20 protein-coding genes are annotated in these 21879 nt (G+C 56.5%); 12 read left to right on the forward strand and 8 right to left on the reverse strand.

The window, feature by feature from the left end; translation table 11 throughout:
* Positions 1 to 21: 21 nt before the first annotated feature.
* From MHH78_RS08625 to MHH78_RS08670, 10 genes are all read left to right on the forward strand, one after another.
* Complete coding sequence (locus MHH78_RS08625; protein ID WP_083685550.1) at positions 22 to 1173, forward strand: glycosyltransferase family protein; 1152 nt, start codon at positions 22 to 24, stop codon at positions 1171 to 1173.
* Positions 1174 to 1351: 178 nt separating this feature from the next.
* Positions 1352 to 2890, forward strand: a complete 1539-nt coding sequence (locus tag MHH78_RS08630) for a glycosyltransferase family 4 protein (RefSeq protein ID WP_341167140.1) — start codon at positions 1352 to 1354, stop codon at positions 2888 to 2890.
* A 51-nt stretch (positions 2891 to 2941) separates the two neighbouring features.
* Positions 2942 to 4036: a non-hydrolyzing UDP-N-acetylglucosamine 2-epimerase gene (gene wecB / locus MHH78_RS08635; protein ID WP_036727134.1), complete on the forward strand. Its 1095-nt coding sequence runs from the start codon at positions 2942 to 2944 to the stop codon at positions 4034 to 4036.
* On the forward strand, positions 4026 to 5012 hold the full coding sequence (locus MHH78_RS08640; protein WP_076082328.1) for a polysaccharide biosynthesis protein: 987 nt from the start codon (positions 4026 to 4028) through the stop codon (positions 5010 to 5012). Before wecB ends, MHH78_RS08640 begins: the two co-directional genes overlap by 11 nt.
* The gene (locus tag MHH78_RS08645; RefSeq protein ID WP_341167141.1) at positions 5009 to 5848 is read left to right on the forward strand and encodes a dTDP-4-dehydrorhamnose reductase family protein; all 840 of its coding nucleotides are present in this window, start codon (positions 5009 to 5011) and stop codon (positions 5846 to 5848) included. Before MHH78_RS08640 ends, MHH78_RS08645 begins: the two co-directional genes overlap by 4 nt.
* Positions 5845 to 6840, forward strand: a complete 996-nt coding sequence (locus MHH78_RS08650; RefSeq protein WP_076082330.1) for an NAD-dependent epimerase/dehydratase family protein — start codon at positions 5845 to 5847, stop codon at positions 6838 to 6840. The genes MHH78_RS08645 and MHH78_RS08650 overlap by 4 nt, the downstream gene beginning before the upstream one ends.
* Positions 6837 to 7553: a glycosyltransferase gene (locus MHH78_RS08655; RefSeq protein WP_076082332.1), complete on the forward strand. Its 717-nt coding sequence runs from the start codon at positions 6837 to 6839 to the stop codon at positions 7551 to 7553. Before MHH78_RS08650 ends, MHH78_RS08655 begins: the two co-directional genes overlap by 4 nt.
* Before the next feature lie 73 nt (positions 7554 to 7626).
* The gene (locus MHH78_RS08660) at positions 7627 to 8202 is read left to right on the forward strand and encodes a class I SAM-dependent methyltransferase (protein ID WP_076082334.1); all 576 of its coding nucleotides are present in this window, start codon (positions 7627 to 7629) and stop codon (positions 8200 to 8202) included.
* 25 nt (positions 8203 to 8227) lie between these two features.
* On the forward strand, positions 8228 to 8950 hold the full coding sequence (locus MHH78_RS08665; RefSeq protein ID WP_341167142.1) for a glycosyltransferase family 2 protein: 723 nt from the start codon (positions 8228 to 8230) through the stop codon (positions 8948 to 8950).
* A complete protein-coding gene (locus MHH78_RS08670) occupies positions 8947 to 9990 on the forward strand; it encodes a glycosyltransferase family 4 protein (RefSeq protein WP_076082341.1) in 1044 nt (347 codons plus the stop codon). Before MHH78_RS08665 ends, MHH78_RS08670 begins: the two co-directional genes overlap by 4 nt.
* 106 nt (positions 9991 to 10096) lie before the next feature.
* Here MHH78_RS08670 and MHH78_RS08675 read toward each other — a convergent pair whose 3' ends face one another.
* Positions 10097 to 11167 (reverse strand): glycosyltransferase family 4 protein, encoded by a 1071-nt coding sequence (locus MHH78_RS08675; protein ID WP_209876019.1) that lies wholly within the window; start codon positions 11165 to 11167, stop codon positions 10097 to 10099.
* Between the two features lie 189 nt (positions 11168 to 11356).
* On the opposite strand from MHH78_RS08675, the gene MHH78_RS08680 reads away from it, so the two are divergent.
* The gene (locus tag MHH78_RS08680; RefSeq protein WP_341167143.1) at positions 11357 to 12100 is read left to right on the forward strand and encodes a YhcN/YlaJ family sporulation lipoprotein; all 744 of its coding nucleotides are present in this window, start codon (positions 11357 to 11359) and stop codon (positions 12098 to 12100) included.
* 194 nt (positions 12101 to 12294) lie between these two features.
* On the opposite strand, the gene nagA is transcribed toward MHH78_RS08680, so the two are convergent.
* The 7 genes from nagA to MHH78_RS08715 all read right to left on the reverse strand — a co-directional run bounded on the left by nagA (position 12295) and on the right by MHH78_RS08715 (position 21135).
* The gene (nagA, locus tag MHH78_RS08685) at positions 12295 to 13488 is read right to left on the reverse strand and encodes an N-acetylglucosamine-6-phosphate deacetylase (RefSeq protein ID WP_341167144.1); all 1194 of its coding nucleotides are present in this window, start codon (positions 13486 to 13488) and stop codon (positions 12295 to 12297) included.
* Positions 13476 to 14204 (reverse strand): glucosamine-6-phosphate deaminase, encoded by a 729-nt coding sequence (nagB, locus tag MHH78_RS08690; protein ID WP_341167145.1) that lies wholly within the window; start codon positions 14202 to 14204, stop codon positions 13476 to 13478. The genes nagA and nagB overlap by 13 nt, the downstream gene beginning before the upstream one ends.
* Positions 14204 to 15082 carry a MurR/RpiR family transcriptional regulator gene (locus MHH78_RS08695; RefSeq protein WP_341167146.1) on the reverse strand — a complete coding sequence of 293 codons (879 nt, stop codon included), beginning with the start codon at positions 15080 to 15082 and terminating at the stop codon, positions 14204 to 14206. The genes nagB and MHH78_RS08695 overlap by 1 nt, the downstream gene beginning before the upstream one ends.
* Positions 15083 to 15509: 427 nt before the next feature.
* Complete coding sequence (locus tag MHH78_RS08700; RefSeq protein ID WP_341167147.1) at positions 15510 to 17327, reverse strand: FTR1 family iron permease; 1818 nt, start codon at positions 17325 to 17327, stop codon at positions 15510 to 15512.
* Between the two features lie 359 nt (positions 17328 to 17686).
* On the reverse strand, positions 17687 to 19036 hold the full coding sequence (efeB, locus tag MHH78_RS08705; protein WP_341167148.1) for an iron uptake transporter deferrochelatase/peroxidase subunit: 1350 nt from the start codon (positions 19034 to 19036) through the stop codon (positions 17687 to 17689).
* Between the two features lie 5 nt (positions 19037 to 19041).
* Positions 19042 to 19956, reverse strand: a complete 915-nt coding sequence (efeO, locus tag MHH78_RS08710) for an iron uptake system protein EfeO (RefSeq protein ID WP_341167149.1) — start codon at positions 19954 to 19956, stop codon at positions 19042 to 19044.
* 201 nt (positions 19957 to 20157) lie between these two features.
* Positions 20158 to 21135, reverse strand: a complete 978-nt coding sequence (locus MHH78_RS08715) for a LacI family DNA-binding transcriptional regulator (RefSeq protein WP_076082359.1) — start codon at positions 21133 to 21135, stop codon at positions 20158 to 20160.
* 477 nt (positions 21136 to 21612) lie between these two features.
* Here MHH78_RS08715 and MHH78_RS08720 point away from each other — a divergent pair, with 477 nt between their 5' ends.
* Complete coding sequence (locus MHH78_RS08720) at positions 21613 to 21837, forward strand: helix-turn-helix domain-containing protein (protein WP_019908812.1); 225 nt, start codon at positions 21613 to 21615, stop codon at positions 21835 to 21837.
* Positions 21838 to 21879: the final 42 nt, after the last annotated feature.

Consider the following 21879-nt stretch of genomic DNA (forward strand, 5'->3'; position numbering starts at 1 on the left):
GATCAAAAGGAGCGAATACTCATGAACAACGAATTTATTATGCCTGCCCCGCCGTTGCCGAGAACCCCTGCGGAGGAAGAGAAGCTGCGGGGACGTCTGACCGGCTTCAAGGGAGGCTATGACGAAGGATATCTGCGGGGACGTCTGGCCGTTCTGGACGGACGCCCGGAGGAGCCGCAGCCGGTAAGGAATATCCATGTGATGTACGTGGCTTCAGGCAAAGGCTATCCGTATTCACCGTTGGATGATGCCGTGCTCTTCGCACTGCAGCGGTTAACGGTTCAGGTCACGATTACTGATGTGCGGCAGAATCTGGTGGAGCTGGCTTCTGCCCAGCGTCCCGACCTCGTGCTGGTGCTGGATGGTCTGGATTTACCGCTGGAGCAGGTGGCTATTCTGCGGGGCCAGGGCATTAAGACCGCGATCTGGTTGACCGATGATCCGTATTACACCGATTTCACAATGAAGATTGTGAGTCACTATGACTATGTATTCACACTGGAGCGTAATTGCGTAGAGATCTACCGCGGCCTTGGCTGCACGGAGGTCCACTATCTGCCCTTTGCCGCACACCGTGAGCATTACCGTCCGACTACCGGACGTTCGCCGGTCAGCCGGGAGGTCAGCTTCATCGGGTCTGCCTACTGGAACCGGATTAATTTCTTCCGCGATATTATGCCGGAGCTGATGAGCTATAACACGGTCATTAACGGAATCTGGTGGGACCGGTTGCCGGAAGCGCCGCTCTATGGCGACCGGATTGAGATCGGCAAATGGATGTCCCCCCAGGAGACGGCTGTAGCCTACAGCGGCTCGAAGATTGTGATTAACCTTCACCGCTCGCACATTGACGATGCAGTCAACAACAACGCACTGTATATTCCGGCCGTATCGCCGAATCCGCGTACGTTCGAGATTGCTGCCAGCGGCACGCTGCAGCTCAGCGATGCCCGTGACGATCTCGGCTCCTTCTACAAGGTGGGCGAAGAGATCGACACCTTCTCCAGCCCACGCGAGCTGATGGACAAAATCCAGTACTATCTGACGCATGAGGAAGAGCGCCGGGAGATGTCCCTCCGCGCCTTCGAGCGGACGCTCAGGGATCATACGTATACCAGACGTCTTAGTCAGCTGCTCACTATTATTTACGGTAAGCCAGCAGGGCAATCGTAGAACAGGCTGTCAGCAAAATGTGCGTATCACAGGGGACAGGTGTCGTGCCGGCATCTGTGCCCCCTCAATATACTGGAGTACCGGGCAGAGATGTTAGCCTGTCAGCTAATATACCCGTCCCAAGCAGGAGCACTGCTGAGTGATAACAGATTGTGTGCATTCAAATTTTAGGAGGTGAATGGCTGCTCCACAGCCCTTCGCAGGGGAGCGCCGAGACACCATGGCCGACAAAGCGACGATCGTCCTCTTTTCCCATGTCTCCAACACGCGCAGTATTACGGGTGCGGAGAAGCTGCTGTTATTCTTCAGCCGGGAGCTATCTCCTTACTTCAATTGTATCCTCGTAGCCCCGCAGGACGGGAAGCTGACACAGCTGGCCCGGAGCTACGGCCTTCAAGTCCGGCTGATGTCTATTCCGCTGGTCTATGGAGTGTACACTCCCTATGCCGGTCTTCCGGCAGATATCCGCAAGCTGCAGGAGGGCCGGGAATATCATGAGCTGACTCACTGGCTTGCGGAGCTTCGTCCGTCCTTCGTGATCACCAGCACCTGTGTGCATGCCCTGCCGCCAATCGCGGCGAAGTCAATGGGCATACCCGTGATCTGGAAGATCTCGGAGACCATTACAGACAACGAGTTCACCCCGGTCAGCGTAGAGCTGATCCACAACAACAGCGATGAGATTCTGGCGATTTCACAGACAGCGGCAGCGTGCTTCCCCGAGGAGATCCGCGATAGCAAGGTGACCCAGCTTCCTCCGTCATGGAGCGACGCGGATTTGATGTTCGAGGCCTGGAGCAAGCTGCGCGGGGAACGGCGGAGTGAGCTGAAGATCGCCCCGGGGGACCCGCTGATCGGCTATGTCTCTTCCTTCATTAATAAGGAGAAGGGGCTGGAGCATTTCGTCAAGATGGCGGTTCTGGTGCATGAGCAGCATCCGGCTGCCCGCTACCTCGTAGTGGGGACTCCCGGGGATAAAAGCTACTATGAGCGCTGTGTCCGCAAGGTGAAGCTGGAGGGTCTGACCTCACGCTTCCGGTTTGTCGGGTACGAAGAATGTCTGCCGGCCGCTTACTGCGCGATGGATCTGCTTGTTGTCCCCAGCCTGATCCGGGAAGGCTTCGGCATGACCGCCCTGGAGGGCTATGCCTTCAGCAAGCCGGTTGTCGCTTATGATTCCGGCGGCCTGCGGGAGATTCTGGACGCCGCAGGCTGCGGCGAGCTGCTAGTGCCTGCGGGAGACATGGAGGCGCTGGCCGGGCGGGTGAACGCGCTGCTGGCCGACCAGGCGATGGCGGCCGGCATTGGCTGGCAGGCGCGGGAGCGCATCGAGGCCGTCTACGGCCTGGCGGCTTACCGCGTCCGGCTTCAAGGCTTAGCGGAGAGGTGGCATCTCCGCTACTGCCTCCAGCCGCCGCAGCTCATCGGCGGCCCGGAAGCCCCGCCCGCAGCTGCGCCGGCGGGCGGGAAGAGCGCCCCCGCGGCACAGCCGACGCGGGGCAAGACCGGGCGCCGCGCCGCACGGCTGCGGGCCGCGAAGCTGCGGCGCGGCAGGCTGCGCCGCGCCAAGTCCCGGAGCGGCGCGGCGGGAACGCGCCCGCGCCGTAAGAAGCGCGCGGCAGGCTCCGCGCGCCGTCGGGCCAGCAGCGGCGGCAAGAAGCGCCGCGCGGGCCAGGCCGGAAGCCGCCGGAGCAAGCGGCGGCGTAAGGCATCCTGAGCAGCCTGCCCGGTTCCTAAGGGCAGGCCATAATCAAAGGGGAGTGAACCCATGAAGATCATGACGATTTTGGGCACGCGGCCCGAGATCATCCGCCTTAGCGTTATCATTCCGCTGCTGGACCGGTATGCGGAGCGGCATGTGCTGGTGCATACGGGACAGAATTTCACGGCCAGCCTCAGCGGGGTATTCTTCGCTGAGCTGGGACTCCGCGCACCGGACTACGTGCTGCAGGATAAGCAGGCCGGACTCGGGGGTCAGCTGGCCGCCATGTTCGGCAGTCTGGAGAGCATTCTGCTTCAAGAGCAGCCGGACCGCGTGCTGCTGCTGGGGGATACCAACAGTGCGCTATGTGCCATTCTGGCCGAGCGGATGGGCATCCCTGTGGTGCATATGGAAGCAGGCAACCGCTGTTACGATCTGAAAGTGCCGGAGGAGAAAAACCGCCGTGTCATAGATGCCGTCTCCACCATAAATATGCCCTATACCCAACAGAGTAAGAGACATCTGCTCAGCGAAGGGTTCCCCAGCCAGCGTATTGTGTTAACCGGCAACCCTATCCATGAGGTGATTACGCATTACGAAGAGCAGATCGCGGCCAGTGACATCCTGTCCCGGCTGAAGCTTGAAGCCGGCCGGTATCTGCTGGTAACAGCCCACCGGGCCGAGAATGTCGATGATCCGGAGTCGCTGCTCCAGATTATGTCCGGGCTGAACCTGGTGGCTGAGCATTTGGGACTCCGCCTGATCTGCAGCATCCATCCCCGTACACGCTCCAAGCTTACGGAGCAGTTCCCGCTGAGTATGAACCCGCTGGTGGAGTTTCACGAACCTTTCGGATTTTTTGACTTTGTTCATCTGGAACGCTATGCCCTGTGCGCCATTACCGACAGCGGCACCGTTCAAGAAGAATGTTGCCTGATGGGAGTGCCTACGGTGACCATACGCCGGACGACAGAACGCCCGGAAACTATCGATTGCGGAAGTAATGTAGTGTCCGGGGTAGAACAGAACAGCATTCTGCGCTGCACCGTGCTGATGACGTCGCTTAAGCCCGATTGGGAGGCGCCGGAAGGGTATCTTGCCCAAGGTGTCTCGGTAAAGGTAGTTAAATTTCTGCTTGGAGGGAACCTGCATGTTCAATAATAAACGGATTCTGGTTACAGGCGGTACCGGTTCCTGGGGGCATGAGCTGATCCGGCAGCTGCTGCCGCAGCATCCCAAAGAAATCATCGTATTCTCCCGCAGTGAGTCTGCACAGGTAGCCATGAGCCGTGAATTTGAAGATAAGCATCTCAGCTTCATCATCGGCGATATCCGTGACAAGGATGCGCTGGTGGCTGCCTGCCGCGGTGTGGATTATGTCTTCCATCTGGCCGCGCTCAAGCATGTACCCGTCTGCGAGGACCAGCCGTACGAGGCGCTCAAGACGAATGTGGTCGGCACACAAAATGTCATCGAAGCCGCGATTGCCAACAATGTGGAGAAGGCGATCTACATTTCTACCGACAAGGCGGCCAATCCGTCGAACTTCTACGGTATGACCAAGGCCATCGGTGAGAAGCTGTTCGTCTATGCCAATCTGATCGGCTCAGGCACCAAGTTTGTTACGGTGCGCGGAGGCAATGTGCTGGGTACGAACGGCAGCGTGGTCCATCTGTTCATGAAGCAGATCAAGGACAAGGGACAGGTAAGGATTACGGATATGAACATGACCCGGTTCTTTTTCACCCTGCGCGATGCCATTACTCTGCTGTTCAAGGCTTCCGATGTCAGTATCGGCGGCGAGATCTTTGTCATGACCATGCCGACCTGCCGGATCGTGGATTTGGCCGATGTACTGATCGAAGCTTCCGGCCGGACGGATGTCAGTATGATCGAGACCGGCATCCGCCCGGGTGAGAAAATCCATGAGATCCTGATGAGCGATTTCGAGAGCCTGACTACGGTGGTCTACGATGAGCAGTACTTGGTTATTCTGCCCACACTCGATATGCCGGAGCTGAAGGAGCATTACCGTCATTTCCCCCATGTGTCCTTCAGCAGCTTCAGCTCGGAGAATCATCTGATGGAGCAGGCTGAAATCAAAGATATCCTGATCCGGGGAGGGTTCCTCCAGTGAAGCTCCTGATTCTCGGCGGAAATGGTATGGCAGGTCATATGCTGGCGGAGTATTTTCGCCGCCAGGGCAAGCACCACATCTTCCATACAACCCGGGATAAGAAGGATCTTGGAGGGTTGTATGTAGACGCCGACGACATCGCCGGTGTAGAGAAGCTGGTTGAAATCGTCTCCCCCCATTGCATTATTAATGCGATGGGGGTACTCAATCAATTCGCCGAACGGGACCGGATCGGCGCGTATCATGTCAACGGATTTCTGCCCCACCGCCTGCGGCGGGCAGCGGACCAGATCCATGCCCGGCTCATCCAAATCAGCTCCGACTGCGTGTTCGAAGGAACACGCGGCGGATATACGGAGGAGGATGCCGCGGATGGAACCTCGGTCTACGCCCTCACCAAGAGTCTTGGAGAAGTGCGCGATCCCGGACATCTCACGATCCGTACCTCCATTATCGGGCCCGAGATCCGCTCCGGCGGAATCGGCCTCATGGAATGGTTTCTGGCCCAGAAAGGCCGGGTAACCGGATATGAATGCGTGATGTGGAATGGAGTCACCACCCTGGAGCTGGCCAAAGCCATCGATTCCCTGCTGGACTCGGATCTCTCCGGGCTGATTCATCTGGCCCACCCGCAGCCCGTAAGCAAATATCAGCTGCTGCAGATGATGCAGACCGCATTTCATAAAGAGGATGTTGAGATCATCCCGCAGCAGACGCCGGTTCAGGACCGGACGCTGATCAGCACGAGAAGCGATGTCACGATTGAGCTGCCTTCCTATCCCCGGATGCTTAGCGAGCTTGCCGACTTTATGCGCAGCTCAGAGCTGCTGACATGAGCGGGCGGCGTCTCCTGATTACCGGAGCTTCCGGCTTTACCGGCAGGCATGCCGTGGCCTACTTTGCCGCCGGAGGAGCGGAGGTGACTGCTGTAGTCCGCCGCAAGCCAGCTGCGGAGTTGTTCCCGGACGGCGTTCAGCAGTATGTCTGTGACCTGGGGGACCGCAGGGCTGTGGCGGCAATGATTGGAGCGGTGAAGCCGGATCAGGTGCTGCACCTGGCAGGCAAGAATTCGGTCCCGGAGTCCTGGAGGGACCCGCTGCTCTACATGGAAACCAATGTAATGGCTACTCTATATTTGCTTGAGGCGCTGCGTGTCCAGCCGGCCAGCCGTATTCTGGTGGCCGGCTCCCGGCTTAAGTATAGACCGGGTGCGGCAGACCCGCCCCATCCCTATAGCCTTAGCAAGACGCTGGAGGAGCTGGTATCGCTGGCCTGGGCAACGCTGTTTGCACAGCCGGTGCTGATGGCGGAGCCCTCGAACCTGATTGGTCCGGGTCCGTCCACCGGCTTCTGTTCCCTGCTGGCACAGCATATTGTGCGCAGTGAAGCAGCCGCTGTAACCGGATCGGCTGCACCTGCTGCGTTTCGGCTCTCCTCGCGCCATGCGCTGCGTGACTTTCTGGATGTGCGTGATGCGGTCAGGGCCTATGGCTTCATTCTGGATTCGGGCGAGACAGGAAGGATCTACCGCATTGATTCCGGGACAGAGCGGGAGCTGGGGGAGGTTGCGGCGAAGCTGCTGGCCCATGCCGCAGCTCCGGTTGCGATGGACTGGGGCCCGCAGGAGGAGCACAGTCGGGGCAATCCTTCCCCGACACCTGCCGTTCCGGCGAAGCCTCCATTTGAATCTGCTGATAGTAAGGTACCGCCTGAAGAATCGGGGGACTATGCTGTTATTTCCGGCTGGATGCCGGAGATTGCGCTAGACCGTTCGCTGGCGGATATTATCGGCTATACAAGGGCCGGTAAGGAAGGAAGGTTGTTATGAAGCCCAGAGTATCCGTAGTTATTCCTTTTTACAATTGCCCTTATATTGAGCAGGCGCTGCAGAGCGCCATGAGCCAATCCTGGCAGCCTTATGAGATTATCGTAGTGGATGACGGTTCAACTCTGCATGCAGAGCGGATTACCCCTTATCTGCCCTACATTCACTATCTGGGCAAGGCCAACGGCGGCACCGCTTCGGCACTTAACCACGGTATTGCGCATGCCACGGGAGATTATGTAGTCTGGCTCAGCTCGGATGATATGTTCTATCGTGACAAGATCAATAATCAGGTTCTGTTCATGGAACAGAACCGTTTGCTGATCTCGTACACCAACTTCAATTACATTAACGGAAACTCGCAGGCTATGGAGCTGAATGCTGCGGCCGTATTCCCGAACCAGCTTGAATATCTGCGCTGCTTCCTGTACGGCAATCCCATCAACGGCTGTACGGTGATGTTCAAGCGGGAGATCTTCGGAGCCATCGGGATGTTCGATGAAGCACTGCCGTATACCCATGATTATGATCTGTGGTACCGGGCGATTCTGAACGGTTATGCACCGGTGATGCTGAACCAGTCCTTGACGGCTTACCGCCGGCATGAGGGAATGGGCACGCTCAGACACTACGATGTCATTATGGCCGAGGCTGCAGCAACCAGTGCCCGTTATCACGCTCCCTTAAGCGCCCTGATTGCTTCCATGGGCGGCTAGCTGCCGGAGCGCGCATAGCCGGCACGGCAGCACAGCCCAAGACCAAGCAACTAACGCTTAGGAGGGAGAGCATATGTACCGGGAAATTGAAGTGAAAGACTTCCTGCCGGTCCTGCTGGAGCAGCTGAAATTCTCCGAGAGTATTCTGGATATCGGCAGCGGTACCGGTACGCTGCTGGAGCGGTATGAGGCCGCTGTAGTGCTGGGGCTGGATATCCACAGGCCTTATCTGCTGCACCGCAAATACAAGTCCCCTCATATCATTCCGGTTCATGCCGATGCCGGCCATATCGATAAGCTGTTCCTGCCGGGAACCTTCTCTGCGGTCACTCTGATCGATTCTCTGGAGCATTTTTCGATGAGTGAAGGCATAGAGCTGCTGCGTAAGGCGGAGCTTATCGCTGCGAACCGTGTCATCGTATTTACACCACGGGGCTTCTTCCCGCAGGAGGGGAAGGACCATTTCAATCTGCATGGGGAGTATTACCAGAAACACTGGAGCGGCTGGGAGCCTGAGGACTTCCTGAAGCTGGGCTACGCGGTAACCGTACTGAAGGGATTTCACCATGCGGAGAATCCTTCATTCCGGGAAGCCTTCGGTGAGAATCACGCGCCGCTGGACGCCCTGCTCGCCTGCAAGACAGTATAAATGAACTCAGGGAGGAGGCCGGGGCATGAATCAGAAGACCAAGGTCTCGGTGGTGATTCCGTTCTATAATTGTCCCTACGTGCATCTGGCGGTTGAGAGCGTGCTGGCCCAGAGCTACGCGGATATCGAGCTGATCGTGGTGGATGACGGTTCCACACTCCATACGGAGAAGCTTGAAGCCTATAAGAGCCGGATCGTGTATGTCCGCAAGACCAACGGAGGAACCGGCTCGGCGCTTAATAGGGGAATTGAGGTGGCAAACGGAGCTTATTTTGCCTGGTTAAGCGCGGACGATCTGTTCCATCCCGATAAAATCAGACGGCAAATAGAAGCCATCCGCAGCTCGGGAACCTCCTTCAATCATACGGCTTACTACTATATTAATGAGCACGAGCAACGGTTTCACGACATCGTTCGGATGCCGGCCTGCAGCAGGCCGGCCCTCATTCAGACCATGATGTCCAGCTGTCCGGTTAACGGCAGCACGGTGCTGTTTGATATGGAGATCCTCTCTAGGGTCGGTATGTTTAATGAGACCCTCCTGTATACACAGGATTATGATATGTGGCTGCGGATTCTGCCTCATTATGAGTGGTCTTATATAGAAGAGCCGCTGCTGGATTACCGCGTCCATAATGAGATGGGCTCGGTCCTGCACAGCGAAGCGCAGAACCGGGAAATTGCCAAGGTGCAGTTCATGCACAGGGGTAAATTGACGGAGCTGCTGAGAAAGGAGAGAAGGAATTGAGACTGACATTTCCGGTTCTGACCTTATCCAGAGGCGGCGCGCAGCGGATGATAACCGAGCTGGCTAACCGTCTGGCTGAAATTGGCCATGAGGTCGTTGTTCTTTTGCCCAGCCATGGCTTTGTTGAATATGAGATGAAATGTCCGATTATTACTGCACCCGCTACGGTACTTACGGAACATGATTTTCCTTATGGGGATGTAATTATCTCCAATTATTATACAACCGTTCCGGTTGCCGAGCGGGCCAGCCGGCAGGGCAAGGGGCTGCATATCCGGTTGGCTTTATGCTATGAGCCGAATTTCCTGCCGGATAATAATCAGTCGTTTGCTTCCTACGGCATTACCCGCAACCTGCTTGTACTGTCGCGCTGGCAGCAGGAGGTCATACGGATCAATCATGGCATTAAGGGCAGAATTGTTCCGGTCGGTGTTGATTCGGATTTCCATAATACGCATTTACGCGACACTCCGGACCGGCCGTTGATCGTCTCGGCCATTATGCGGCGCCCGGAAGGCGGATTCTCCGGCCACCGGGAGCAGGAATATCTGATTCAGCAGCTTGATATGGTCAAGCGGCTTCATCCTGAGGTGGAGATCTATATTATGACCCCTCCTGCTGAATTTACGGCCTCGTTGAGTCTGCAGGCCTTGATCAACACCGGTCGCTATCAGCTTAGGACACCCGGCAATGACAATGAGCTGGCTTATCATTATAATGAGACAGATATTTTTGTCAGCGCAAGTACCAATGACGCCGGTTCGTTGCCGGGGCTGGAGGCGATGCGCTGCGGTGCGGCGCTGGTCACCGTATATTCAGGAGGGAACCTCGAATACTGCGCACACGGGCAGAACTGCCTGATGTCGTATCGGCATGAGAACCGTCTTGCTGCGGATATCGTGACGCTCATTAAGGACCAGGAGCTTCGCCGGCGTCTGGCTGCCAGAGGAGAGCGGGATTCCTTGAAGTTTACCTGGGAGAGAAGCGTGCAGATTTTCCAGGCTGAGCTGTTTGAGATGGTGTCCAGACAAGGCACGTAATGCCTCAGGGCAGAATGCCATACACAGAGAAACCTTCAACCCCCGGCTGATGCTGGGGGTTGAAGGTTTTTTTGCCGGAAGACAGGGGATAGGAAGCTTGCAATAGTTAGAAGATAGAGAAGGAATTCATCATCTCGCGGAAGGAATGTGCGTATTGATCGAATCCGAAATGCGTAACCATATGCTGACGGCCCTGATAGCAGATGGCTTCACGCAGCGCAGTGTTATTCATCAGCTCAAGTCCTTCGTTCACGGCAGCCTCCACATTGCCAAGCGGATAGAATTTGCCGGTAATATTATGGGTGATGAAGGATCTGACTCCGTCGGAATCCGTGCTGAGTACTGGACAGGAGCAGCAGACAGCCTCAGCTACAGCATATCCGAAGCCTTCTGTGACTGAGCTGGACAGCAAGAAGCCTCCTGAAGCGGCAATCGATGAATAATAGACAGGCATCATCTGGTTAGGCATGTTCGTGAACACATTCAGCCGGTCATTCAGGCCAAGGGCATGCAGCTCTTCATTGAATGCCGCCTTCTGGTCATCGGAGGCCAAGCTCGGATCATGGAACATCCAGAGATGAAGGTTAGGCCTCTGTTTGCGGATATGATAGGCAATCTTCAGGTACTCGCTCCAGTTCTTGTTGGGCTCCAGCCGCCCTACCCAGGCGATAACAGGATCAACGGGCGCTTCGGCTGGGATATAGCGGAATCCTTGTACATCCACGAGGTTCGGAATAACATAGCGCTGTAGCCAGGGGCAGATCTCGATAAACAGCTCCAGTAAATGATCGGTGGGGGGAATCAGCACGGCATTGCAGAAGGCTTGGAGATAAGGCACGGACTCTATAATCACGTTACGTGCTTCGCTTCGTGTTCCCAGACCCTGGGACTCGTAGATCAGGATGCCGCCATACCCCAGCCGGCGCAGGCGTTCGAGCAGAAGATAATCGGAGGTTACGATAATGGCGTCATAATGATGGGTATTCAGTACCGTTCTGATCTCTTCATCCTGGTTCGTGACAAATACCGGGAAGCTTACACTATTGTGGGTGCCGGACCCCGGCATGAGATAGAGCACATGGCATTCGATGCCGTTCTTCTGAAGGCTCTCACACCGCAGTCTGTTCAGGGTCTCCACCCCGCCGCTCGGTACATAAAACGTAAATAGAATTCTCAAGCTTACCCCTCCTGATCTGGACTCTCGCGGAGAAACACAGTCTGCTGTTATATAAGATACGCCGGAGTTCTCTTACATGTGACTGTGGAGGCAGCTCTGCCAAATCCTTTCTGGATAACCGGGCAGCGGAGGAGCCATGCTAAGGGTTGTCACACTACACTACATTATTCTGTGATGGGGGATGAAGGAATGTTGCGATCGAAATTAGGCTTGTCCGTGTCTGCAGCCTTGCTGCTCGGCACCATAAGTATGACCGGCTGCGGTGCCGGCCATTCGGGAGATAGCGGCAATATGCAGACGAAAAGTGTACTGGGGACAGACGGGCGAATCCACGTGAACTCCGCACGGAACATGAACCGTGACGATGACTTCAGCAGCATGGAGATGAGCAAGGAATTGGCTGAACGTGTTGCGGCGATGCGGGAAGTCCGTTCGGCTAACGTTATTATGGTCGGCCGAAGCGCTTATGTTGCTGTAATGCTGGAGGATGCTTCGGGCAAGGTTCACACCCGGAGTATCACCCGCGAGAAAGCTACCGGAAGAGGAACTGCTGCGGGGGTTCCAGGAATGACGGGAACAGGCGGCTCCATGGCCGGCATTCCTGGAAGTCTGACAGGCACTGGAACCATTGGCGGTACAGGTATGGCAGCTCCCGAAGATTATCCGGGGAACGGCAATAACGGGCTGATGTCCAGAAGCAGTATGGGGGATGATAAAGACACGCTTCCCGGGGAAATCAAGAACAAAATCGCCGCAGAGGTTAAAAAAGGCAACACATACGTCAGCAATGTCTATGTCTCGGCGAACCCGGATTTCGTGGAACGGGCCGATTATTATGCCCGGGAATTCCGTGCCGGACATCCGCTCAGAGGCTTCGCGAATGAATTCCGCATCATGGCGGAACGGATTTTCCCTGCGCGCAGCGGACAGTGAGCAGGCGCTACAGCATAGTGCCTTGAATGAAGATAGTATTCCAGAGGGATATGAGGCTTATTCATAGGACGGGCACAGACACAAATAATGCAGCCCTCTCACCCGGAAAGCCGGGTGAGAGGGCTGCATTGTTGTATTTATACCGCTGAAACGGACCTTTATTTATAAGGATACAAAGATGTGTATTCCCCGAATTAGGCCTCCAGCTTGCGTCCGCCGATCCATACACCGCGCAGGTTCAGGTCTTGATCCAGCTGCAGAATATCGCCGCGCTTCCCTGCCTCAAGCGTTCCGATAGACCGCTGCATGCCGAGCGACAGCGCCGGATTAAGGCTGGCAGCCTGTGAGGCTTCCAGCAGGCTGAGACCAACCTCCTGAACCAGATAACGGAACCCGCTAATCATCGTCAGTGTGCTGCCGGCCAGCGCTTCGGGGTGCTCCTTCAGCGTGGCTATGCCGTCCTTGACGATCACAGGCAGATCACCGATGGCATATTCTCCGTCGCTGAGTCCGGTTGCTGACATGGCATCTGTGATCAGCAGCAGATTATGATTGTTTTTGAGCCGGGTAATGAGGCTGATGGCTGCCGGATGAACATGGATACCATCGGCAATCACCTCAGCTCTGATCCGGGGATCAAACAGGACGGCACCGGCCGTTCCCGGCTTGCGGTGATGCAGCGGTGTCATGGCATTGAACATGTGCACCGCATGGTTCAGCCCGGCATCTGCAGCGGTAATCACCTGCTCGAATGTGGCATCTGTGTGGCCGAGCGCAGCCGTAATGCCATGCTTGCGCAGCCACTGGATAGCTTCCAGGGCAGCTTCACGCTCAGGAGCCAGGGTGACCTGACGGATCATTCCCGGATACTTTTCCTCCCATTCCTGCAGCCATTCTATATTAGCCGGAACAATGTGCTCAGGATTCTGCGCTCCTGGCCATCTCACGCTGATGAACGGTCCCTCCAGATGTACACCTGCCAGCCTTGCATAAGGCATGCCGCCTTCACGGGAACGATAAGCATCCACCTCAGCTAACACCTGATCGATGTCTGCCTTGGCAGCCGTCATGGTTGTAGCAAGCATAGAGGTCGTCCCGTGTGAGGCATGGAACCGTGTGATATCGTCAAGCGCAGCTGCATCGCTGTACATGAAGTCATGTCCGGCTCCGCCGTGCACATGCACATCGACGAATCCGGGGATCAGCAGATCTTGCGGATCCCGGGTGACTGTCTGCCAGCTCTCATAGGCTGCGGGCAGCCAGGAGGCTTCTCCGGCATATTGAATCAAGCCATCCGCTACGGCAATCACACCCTGCTCGGTGATTCCGTCAGGAGTCAGCACCTTGCCGTACAACAATTCTCCGTGCGCACCGTTTATTTCATCCATTTCGCAGCTCCTTCATCCAGCAGGACGACCACATTCGGATGGCTCTGCAGCAGCGAGGCGGGACACTGGGTAGTGATTGGGCCCTCCAGCGCATTTTTAACCGCTTCCGCCTTCTCTTCCCCGCGGACAAGCAGTACAATCTGCTTCGCCTTAAGAATTCCGCCGATGCCCATTGTTACCGCCTGACGCGGCACATCCTCTACACGCTCGAAGAAGCGGGCATTGGCTTCCAGGGTCTCTTCCAGCAAATCGACCACATGTGTTCCGCTGCTCAGGCTGGCATCCGGCTCGTTGAAGCCGATATGGCCATTGCTGCCGATGCCGAGGATCTGCAGATCCACCGGACCGTTATCCTCCAGCAGCTTGTCATACGCACGGCATTCGGCCGCAAGGTCTGGAGCATTTCCGTTAGGCACATGGGTGCGTGCCAGGTCGATATCAATGTGATTGAACAGATGCTCATTCATGAAGCTCCGGTAGCTCTGTGGATGATCCACAGGCAGTCCGACATATTCGTCCAGGTTGTAGGATGATGCTTTGGCGAAGCTGACATTGCCCTTGCGGTGCATCTCCACCAGCTTCTCGTATACCCCGACAGGGGAGCTTCCGGTAGCCAGCCCCAGAACGGCTCTGGGATTGCTCTGCAGCAGACTGGCGATCAGGTTAGCTCCTGTGGCTGCGAAATCTTCTTCATGCTGAAATTTCAAAATATTCATTAGATTTGACCTCCCCGTTTATGACGGTAATGTTGGACGTTCCGGTAAGATTGCTCAAGCCTTGGGATGAAATCCCCGAACCGGGTACTGACCATGCCGGTGAACAGAATATCGATAATGTGCAGCTGAGCGATCCGTGAGGCCATATCACCGCGCCGCATGCCCTGCTCAAGAGACGAGGAGAACAGCGGAATATCAGCGAGTGTAGCGAGAGTACTGCTTCCGTATGAGGTTAACGACACCGTGGCTGCGCCGCTTGCGGCCGCACAGGTTAAGGCATCCACCGTCTCCGGGGTCTCTCCTGAATAAGAGACTGCGAAGGCTACATCGCCGGAAGAGAGTGAGGAAGCGGAAGTAATCTGCATATGGGAATCGGCAAAAGCGGTACAGTTCACGCCGATGCGGATCAGCTTCTGATAGAAATCCTGGGCTACGATGGATGAGGTTGCCATCCCGTACAGATCAACCCGCCGCGCCCGGCACAGCAGATCAATGACCTGCTGCAGCCGGCTCAGATCCAGCAGCGAGGTGGTATCCCGGATCGAGGCCAGGTGGTTGGCCTGCATGGCCTCTACAATGAATTGCAGCGGATTGCCGGCCACAATGTCCTGATAAGAGGAGCTGCCGGTCTCCGGCGAGCCATCGCTATGCGCCAGCTCAGCCGCCAGCTTGAGCTTGAAATCGGGATACCCCTTGAAGTGCAGCGCTTTGCAGAACCGCGTAATCGTCGCTGTGCTGATACCGCATTCCTCCGCCAGCTCGGTGATGCCCATATGGACAATCTCCCCGGGCGAGGCCAGAATACGCTCAGCCAGCTTGCGTTCCATTTGCGACAGCTTGGGCTTGTCATGCTCCAGAGCATGCAGAATGGGAGACAAGCGTTCACCTTCTTTTCTATAGATTCAGATTCATGTAGCTTTCTCTACGTATAGAATGAAAATGCAGAAATGGACATGTAGTATGGATATACTTAGCTTTGCCTAATGCACCGCTCATGAAATTGTTTTACAAAATTAATACGTTTTTAAAGAAAATTATTTTCATAATCAGAATAAAACAAATCGCGGAAGGTTGCAATAGGCAGTTTGGTTTGGGGTTGAAAAAGGAGAGGGAGATCGCGACCATTAAACTTTAGAATTGTAGCAAAAACTCTTTGGACATCCCTGTATGAGGATCATAGTCAATTAGTTCACTGTGAAAAATGCATCCCGCAAGGTTTGACAAGTGGCAGGAGATACAAAAAGCTGCAATCTGCGTGTTTGAGGAGCACACGCACAAGATTGCAGCTCTTTATAGTAAAAATGTTTACTTCGTGATCCCGTTTGCAGCCTTTGTCCTATTGGCAGTCCGTCTGCTGCGCAGCAGCTCCCACAGGATGAAGGCAAGAATCAGCAGCTGCGGGAGGGTGGTCTCCCAAGTCGGATATATGCCAAGCCAGCCGATGGAAGGCAGACTTTGCCCGTTATGGGCAGGCAGCTTGCCGGCGATCTGCAGCGCATGGAGACTCTCGCCAAGGAAGCGGAACACCAGATAGTAGATCAGCACTGTAGCAGCGCGGAAGAAGGCGGCAACCGGCAATCTGGCGCTCAGTGCAATCATGGCATAGCCGAGGATAATCAGGACCACAAGGGCACTGCCAATCCCGAGCAGCAGCTGAGAGGTATCAATGGCCGGTGCCATTCCTGCGTAGAAAATCGTAGTCTCGGCCCCTTCGCGCAAAATGGCCAGCGCAGCGATGAAGAACAGGTACCACAGATTGCCTTTGGCCAGAGCGCCCTGCATCTGGCGGTCCACATATTTATTCCAGGCTGCCGTGCTGGATTTCCCATGCAGCCAGCGGCCGACGGTGAGCATCATGACCACAGCGACGAGGCCGGTGATGCCTTCGATCAGCTCGCGTGCGCCGCCGGAGGCGGCTTGGGAGAGGGAATAGGTCAGCAATACGGCGAGGCCGATACTTGCAGCCAGACCCGCTGCCGCGCCGGACCAGACCCAGCGGCGGGCCGCCGGTACTGCTTCACGGCGCAGATAGGCAAGCAGGGCGGCGAGTACAAGAATCGCCTCCAGCCCCTCGCGCAGCAGAATGAGTGCCGCATCCCATGCGGTATAAGTCTGTTCCCCGGCCAGCGGCGTCAGCTCAGAGAGCATTGTGTCCATAAGCGATAGCGCTTGGTCCAGCTTCGGAGGACTGGAGAGCAGATAACCGGTGACGGCGGTGCTCTTGTTCTCGACGCTGGCATAGACCTTGGGTGAGGCCAGCTGGACCTGGCCTTCGGCCGAAGGCCAGGCAGCGATGAACTGTTCCATTATATCTGCGGCTGCTGTGCTGTCGCCGGCCTGGGCAGAGGCGGAAGCTTGCTTCAGATAGCTGATCAGCCCTTCAATGGAAGCCGGCTCCGCTGGCGCGCCACCGGTATCGACGGCCTGGCCTTCGCTGTAGCCGGACAGCAGCGTCACCAGCGCTTCCGCTTCCGCCTGCGCTGCTTCCCCGCGGACCGGCTCTGCCTGCAGTGCAATGCGCAGCAGGCTCATCTTCGTCTCCAGCAAGCCGTAGACGGCGGGATTGTCCGCCCGGATGCCGCGTTCCACTGGCGTCCAGCCGTTCACCACGGCGCGGTAGGCTTCCGCCGCCGCGGCCCAGTCGGCGCTGCGCGCCGCATCCCGCGTGCGCTCCGCCGCGGGCAGCAGCTTCGCCGCCGCTGCGCGTCCGGCGGCGCCCGTGTCACCGCCGCCTTCGCCTGCGGCGGCGGTGACGAACCCGTCCACGCTGCGGGCGAGCGTGGACAAGGCCGCCTTGGCGGGCGCTCCGCCGCCGCCCGCCAAGGCTTCCGCCGCAGCGGCCAGCGCGGCGTCCACTTCAGCAGCCGGACCGGCGAGTGCCGGGTCCGGCGTGCTCTCGTTCGCGCTGCGCCACAGCGCCGCGAACGAATCAACATCGGCCGCCGCCTCCGCCCAGCGGCTCTGGCCGGCCTCGACCAGCGCGCTGCCTACAGGCGGCAGCAACTCATCCAGCGGCGCGCCTGACGCAGAAGCCGGCGCGCCGGGCAGCAGCACAAGCAGGCAGAGCAGCAGCAGCGCTGCCCTGAACTGCCGCCATGGACTATGTGTAACCGTGATCATCATCGGGATCATTCCCTTCAAGTTTAGCGAGGAGGGGTCAATTGCAACGGACTCAGCTGCGCCTATTTTAGTAATATTAACGTTTCTGCAAGTTGAACGGACTCAGTGGAGCTTATGTACAAATAATTGGGAGGAAAACGCCCGCTGTAGCGGAAATAAGCGCCGTGCAGTCCGCTGGAGTAGCTGAATATGCTCGAAAAGAGAAAATAAAGGCCTCTCAGTCCATAACGATCAGCTACCTGTCCGTCCTCTCCGGTCCCCGAATCGCCGCAGCTCCGGTCCCCGAATCGCCGTTGCGCTTCAGGCCTCGCAATTCCCATGGCTCCTGCTTTCTCAGCGTCACCGTTCACAGCCTAGGCATTTCATCCCTCGAGCAGCAGCTCCCCGATATAACCGCCTTCCCGGACACCGGGAAAGCAGGCGAAGACAGCACTGCCGGTATGAACCATATATTCATTCAGCCGGTCATTTTTGGCGAGGCGCTGCTGGATGCTGACGAACTGCTTCAACAGGTCCTTCTGGAAGCTGATGAACACCAGACCGGCATCGAGCTGACCGGTCTTGAGATCCATGCCGCTGGAATAGGAGTAGGAGCGGCGCAGAATCTTGACCGAGCCGTCCCCATGAGCGAGAGCGGAATGGGAGTCCGGCGGGATGAGCGGCTTACCAGCAGCATCGGCTGCTGCCAGATTCAGCTCGGCGAATTCATCTCCGGCTCCAATCGGTGCACCGCTCTGCCGGTGCCGCCCGAAGGTGGCTTCCTGATCGCTCAGCGAGGAGCGGTCCCAGACCTCAATACGGAACCGTACGCGTCGCACCGCAAGATACGTGCCCCCGTTCATCCAGGCCGGGCCATCGGCGCTGCCGCTCCAGACGATATTTCGCATCTGCGTCTCATCGGTGACGTCCGGATTCCCCGTGCCGTCCTTGAAGCCAAGCAGATTACGCGGGGTGCCGCCTGACGGATCGGCGCTGCCGCTGCGCTGGAAGCCTTCCTGGGTCCAGCGCAGCACCGCCGTGCCCCGGGCGATGCGGGCCAGATTGCGGATAGCATGGAATGCCACCTGCATATCGTCCGCACAGGACTGGACACAGAGATCTCCGCCGCACCACTGCGGCTCCAGGCTGTCTCCTGGGAAGGACGGAAGCTCAGTGAAGGAAGCGGGGCGCTTTCCGGCCAGCCCGAACCGGCTGTCGAACAGGGCCGGACCTGCCCCGAAGGTAAGTGTACACTTGGAAGGGGTGAGGCCATCCGCCTCGCCGGTGTCGGTAGGCGGGAGATTGGGCTTGTCGTTTGCCGTGCCGATCATCGTACCCGAGGTCAGGGCAGCGGCGGCGGCAGTCCAGTCCTCCAGCAGTTTTTTCAGATCACTGACCTTGGTAGTCGTCACATCAAATGAAGCGAAGCATAGAAAATTCTGCGCAGGGGTAAGAATCCCCGCCTGGTGCTTGCCGTAGAAGGGGATCGTATCCGCCTGTTCTTCATTCTGCCCGGAGGCTGCGGCGGCCGGGACCGCCCGTCCTGCTGCCTGGCGTGCCGCCATAATGCCGCCCACACCGCCTCCGCCGAGCAGCAGCCCGAGACCCGAGGCACCGGTCAGCCGCAGCATATCGCGGCGGCTGAATTTGGTGTTGAACAGCTGGGTCTCCGGCGCAGGAATCCCGTGATCCGCGTCAGCCTTATTCCGGGAATTAGTATCTTTCTTGTTCATATCGGTCACACTCCCAGAATCGTTCCCATGTTGGATAGCGGCTCAGCCAAGGCGTCGAGGTTCTGGCTTAACCTGCGGACCTCCTCCGGTTTGAGCGTTTCGTAAGAGACGTAGCCCTCCCCCGATTTGAACGGCGCCAGCTCATTCATTAAGGCGGTGAACCGCTCGCCGATGGTTTGCTCAAGGGCCGGATCTTTTTTGGCCAGCTCCGGCTTCAGCAGCTCATAGATCTTCTGGGCCCCCTCCACATTCGCCACAAAATCATACAAATCCGTATGGGAATAACGCTCCTCTTCCCCCGTTACTTTGGAGGAGGAGACCTCATTCAGCAGCTCAACAGCCCCGGTAACGAGCAGATTGGCATCGATTCCGGCCGTCTCCACCTTGGCGCGCAGCAGCTGCGCATCCTTCAGCAGGCGGTCCGCGACATCCGTCATGTCCTCCGTTGTATTGTTCTGCCAGAGAGCCTGTTCAATCTTATGGAAGCCGCGCCAGTCCGCAGCATCTACATCATTCTCACGGGCATCAATGTTCGGGTCCAGATCCCCAAGCGCTTCAGCGATCGGCTCGATCCGCTCATAATGCATGCGTGCCGGAGCATACAGCGCCTTGGCTTCATCCAGCTTGCCCGCCTTGACGGCATCCGTGAAGCCCTCGGTCTGCTTAACGAACGCATCGCATTGTTCAATGACGTATTTGCGGTATTTGTCGATGGCAGTGGTGAAATCTGCATTCGTCTCACCTCCGGCCTTCGCTACACTTTCTGCCCCGCTGTCTGCCTGGGCTGCGGCATTATTCCCTGATTTGTTACCACTGTTGCCGTTGTTGCCATCGTTATTGTTGTTGTCCTTGCCCGCACAGCCGGCAAACAGGAGGGAAGCCGCAAGCAAACCTGCGGGTACTGCATAGCCTATTTTCATCTGTATGGATACCCCTTTTCATTTATGAAAATGATAATCGTTATCAATGATGGACTTATCATAAATCTCCCCCTATTGGCTGTCAATAAAAATGTGATAATTATCATATTCATAATGATCCGCACAAATAAAATGCAAAAATACGCCTCCCGGCAGGCGGAAGACGCAGTTCGTATATATAAATTTCCGGCTGATCGGATTCTACACCGTGGCCCGCTCAATAATCCGGTAGTCCAGCTTGCGGTAGACCGGCTCGGGGCGCTCCGAGTGAATCTGCTCATGGATAATGCGGAAGGCGGCGGCCCCCATCTCATACAGGTGGTTGTCCATGGTGGTAATCTGAAGCAGCCGTCCAATCGGCTGGTTATCGAAGCCCATAACTGCGAGGTCCCCAGGGATGCTGAGGCCGGCTCTGCGCGCTTCAATAATCAGCCCGGCAGCTACATGGTCTCCAGTAATAATTATGGCTTCCGGCCGCTGTGGCATCTTCAGCAGGGACTGTGCAGCGGCTGCGCCGTCTTCCTCTGTTGTACAGTCATAGATCATCCATTCCTCTTCAAAAGCCAGCTTATGCTCAGCAATGAATTCGCGGTAAGCAGCCTGCCGGATCACGGCGCTGCTGCCGTTACTCCTTCCTTCGCAATACCCGATGGAGCGGTACCCTTTGCCGGTCAAGTACTCCAGCCCTTCCTTGAAAGCCGCATAATGCTCAATATAGACAGAGGAATAGCGCCGCTCTCCGCTGTCCTGGCAGGTGACGACCGGACCGTAGGCCGTGTACTCCTCGATGATGTCCGGTTTCAGCGCAGTAGATACAATAACAACACCGTCAATCTCTTTATGGCGCAGCATCTCCAGCACTTTGATTTCTTCTTCCTCCAGGTAATTGCTCTGGCACAGAATCAGCCGGTATTGCGAGAGCAGCGCCTCGTGGGCAAGGCCATTCATAATAATCGAGAAATAAAAAGCGTGAATATACGGCAGAATCACCGCCACCGCACCGGTACGTCCGGTAATCAGATGAACGGCGTTCATATTGCGGGTATAGTCGAGCTGCTCAATCGTTTGCAATACAGCGGCTCTTTTGTCCTTGCTGACATACGGATGATTATTGAGCACCCGTGAGACGGTCGTTACAGACACTCCGGCCATCCGGGCGATTTCTTTAATATTAGCCACGCTTCTCTGCGCCTCCTGTGTGAGACTGGTATGTCATTATTCTAACATAGAAATGAACAGCTTTTCGGCCGATAAAAAGCTTGCTATGGAATCCATTTCATACTTTACACTGGGGGTGCAACAAGCCTTACCGGAGAAACCGGCGTGACCGCAAGGGCGTGACGGACCGGTAACGTTAGCCATTTCACGCTGCAGGCAGGAAGGATGTTCAGCAATATTTTTTGCCTGAGCAACCCTTTAGCAGCTTGGTTTCTATAGACATTGCCCGACGGATGCCGCCTTAATGACTAAGGAGCAGCAGCCGTTTTTTGTGTGCATTCCGGTCAGAAGTACCGGGTTTGTCCATGCTCCGCGCCTGCCCCCGCCCAATTTAATGCTGCGACAGCACCATTAACTGCCCCTCCACATAGTATGTTTTGACTGTATCCCTTTACCTTGTTATACCAAACAAACCCAGGGCAAGGAGGGGTGACACCATTGAAGGGCAACGAACATCATAGCAAATTTTTGCTGACGCATCGTGAACGCGAAGTATTCGAGCTTCTTGTGCAGGACAAAACTACACGGGATATTGCCGGACTGTTATTCATCAGCGAAAAAACCGTCCGCAACCACATCTCAAACGTAATGCAAAAATTAAACGTAAAAGGCCGTTCGCAAGCGGTTGTCGAGCTGATCAAGCTTGGGGAGCTGAAAATCTAGCTGCCATGCTTCAGAGGTGATGCGTTTAAGCCTTCTCTTATC

Origin of the sequence: Paenibacillus sp. FSL H3-0333, from assembly GCF_038002805.1 — a bacterium.
Taxonomy (GTDB): Bacteria; Bacillota; Bacilli; order Paenibacillales; family Paenibacillaceae; genus Paenibacillus_AQ; species Paenibacillus_AQ silagei.

Bases quoted from the DNA above. Each gene is read 5' to 3' on its own strand.
- MHH78_RS08625 (WP_083685550.1), top strand. From the start codon at position 22: ATGAACAACGAATTTATTATGCCTGCCCCGCCGTTGCCGAGAACCCCT.
- MHH78_RS08630 (WP_341167140.1), top strand. From the start codon at position 1,352: ATGGCTGCTCCACAGCCCTTCGCAGGGGAGCGCCGAGACACCATGGCC.
- wecB (WP_036727134.1), top strand. From the start codon at position 2,942: ATGAAGATCATGACGATTTTGGGCACGCGGCCCGAGATCATCCGCCTT.
- MHH78_RS08640 (WP_076082328.1), top strand. From the start codon at position 4,026: ATGTTCAATAATAAACGGATTCTGGTTACAGGCGGTACCGGTTCCTGG.
- MHH78_RS08650 (WP_076082330.1), top strand. From the start codon at position 5,845: ATGAGCGGGCGGCGTCTCCTGATTACCGGAGCTTCCGGCTTTACCGGC.
- MHH78_RS08655 (WP_076082332.1), top strand. From the start codon at position 6,837: ATGAAGCCCAGAGTATCCGTAGTTATTCCTTTTTACAATTGCCCTTAT.
- MHH78_RS08660 (WP_076082334.1), top strand. From the start codon at position 7,627: ATGTACCGGGAAATTGAAGTGAAAGACTTCCTGCCGGTCCTGCTGGAG.
- MHH78_RS08665 (WP_341167142.1), top strand. From the start codon at position 8,228: ATGAATCAGAAGACCAAGGTCTCGGTGGTGATTCCGTTCTATAATTGT.
- MHH78_RS08680 (WP_341167143.1), top strand. From the start codon at position 11,357: ATGTTGCGATCGAAATTAGGCTTGTCCGTGTCTGCAGCCTTGCTGCTC.
- nagA (WP_341167144.1), bottom strand. From the start codon at position 13,488: ATGGATGAAATAAACGGTGCGCACGGAGAATTGTTGTACGGCAAGGTG.
- nagB (WP_341167145.1), bottom strand. From the start codon at position 14,204: ATGAATATTTTGAAATTTCAGCATGAAGAAGATTTCGCAGCCACAGGA.
- MHH78_RS08700 (WP_341167147.1), bottom strand. From the start codon at position 17,327: ATGATGATCACGGTTACACATAGTCCATGGCGGCAGTTCAGGGCAGCG.
- efeB (WP_341167148.1), bottom strand. From the start codon at position 19,036: ATGAACAAGAAAGATACTAATTCCCGGAATAAGGCTGACGCGGATCAC.
- efeO (WP_341167149.1), bottom strand. From the start codon at position 19,956: ATGAAAATAGGCTATGCAGTACCCGCAGGTTTGCTTGCGGCTTCCCTC.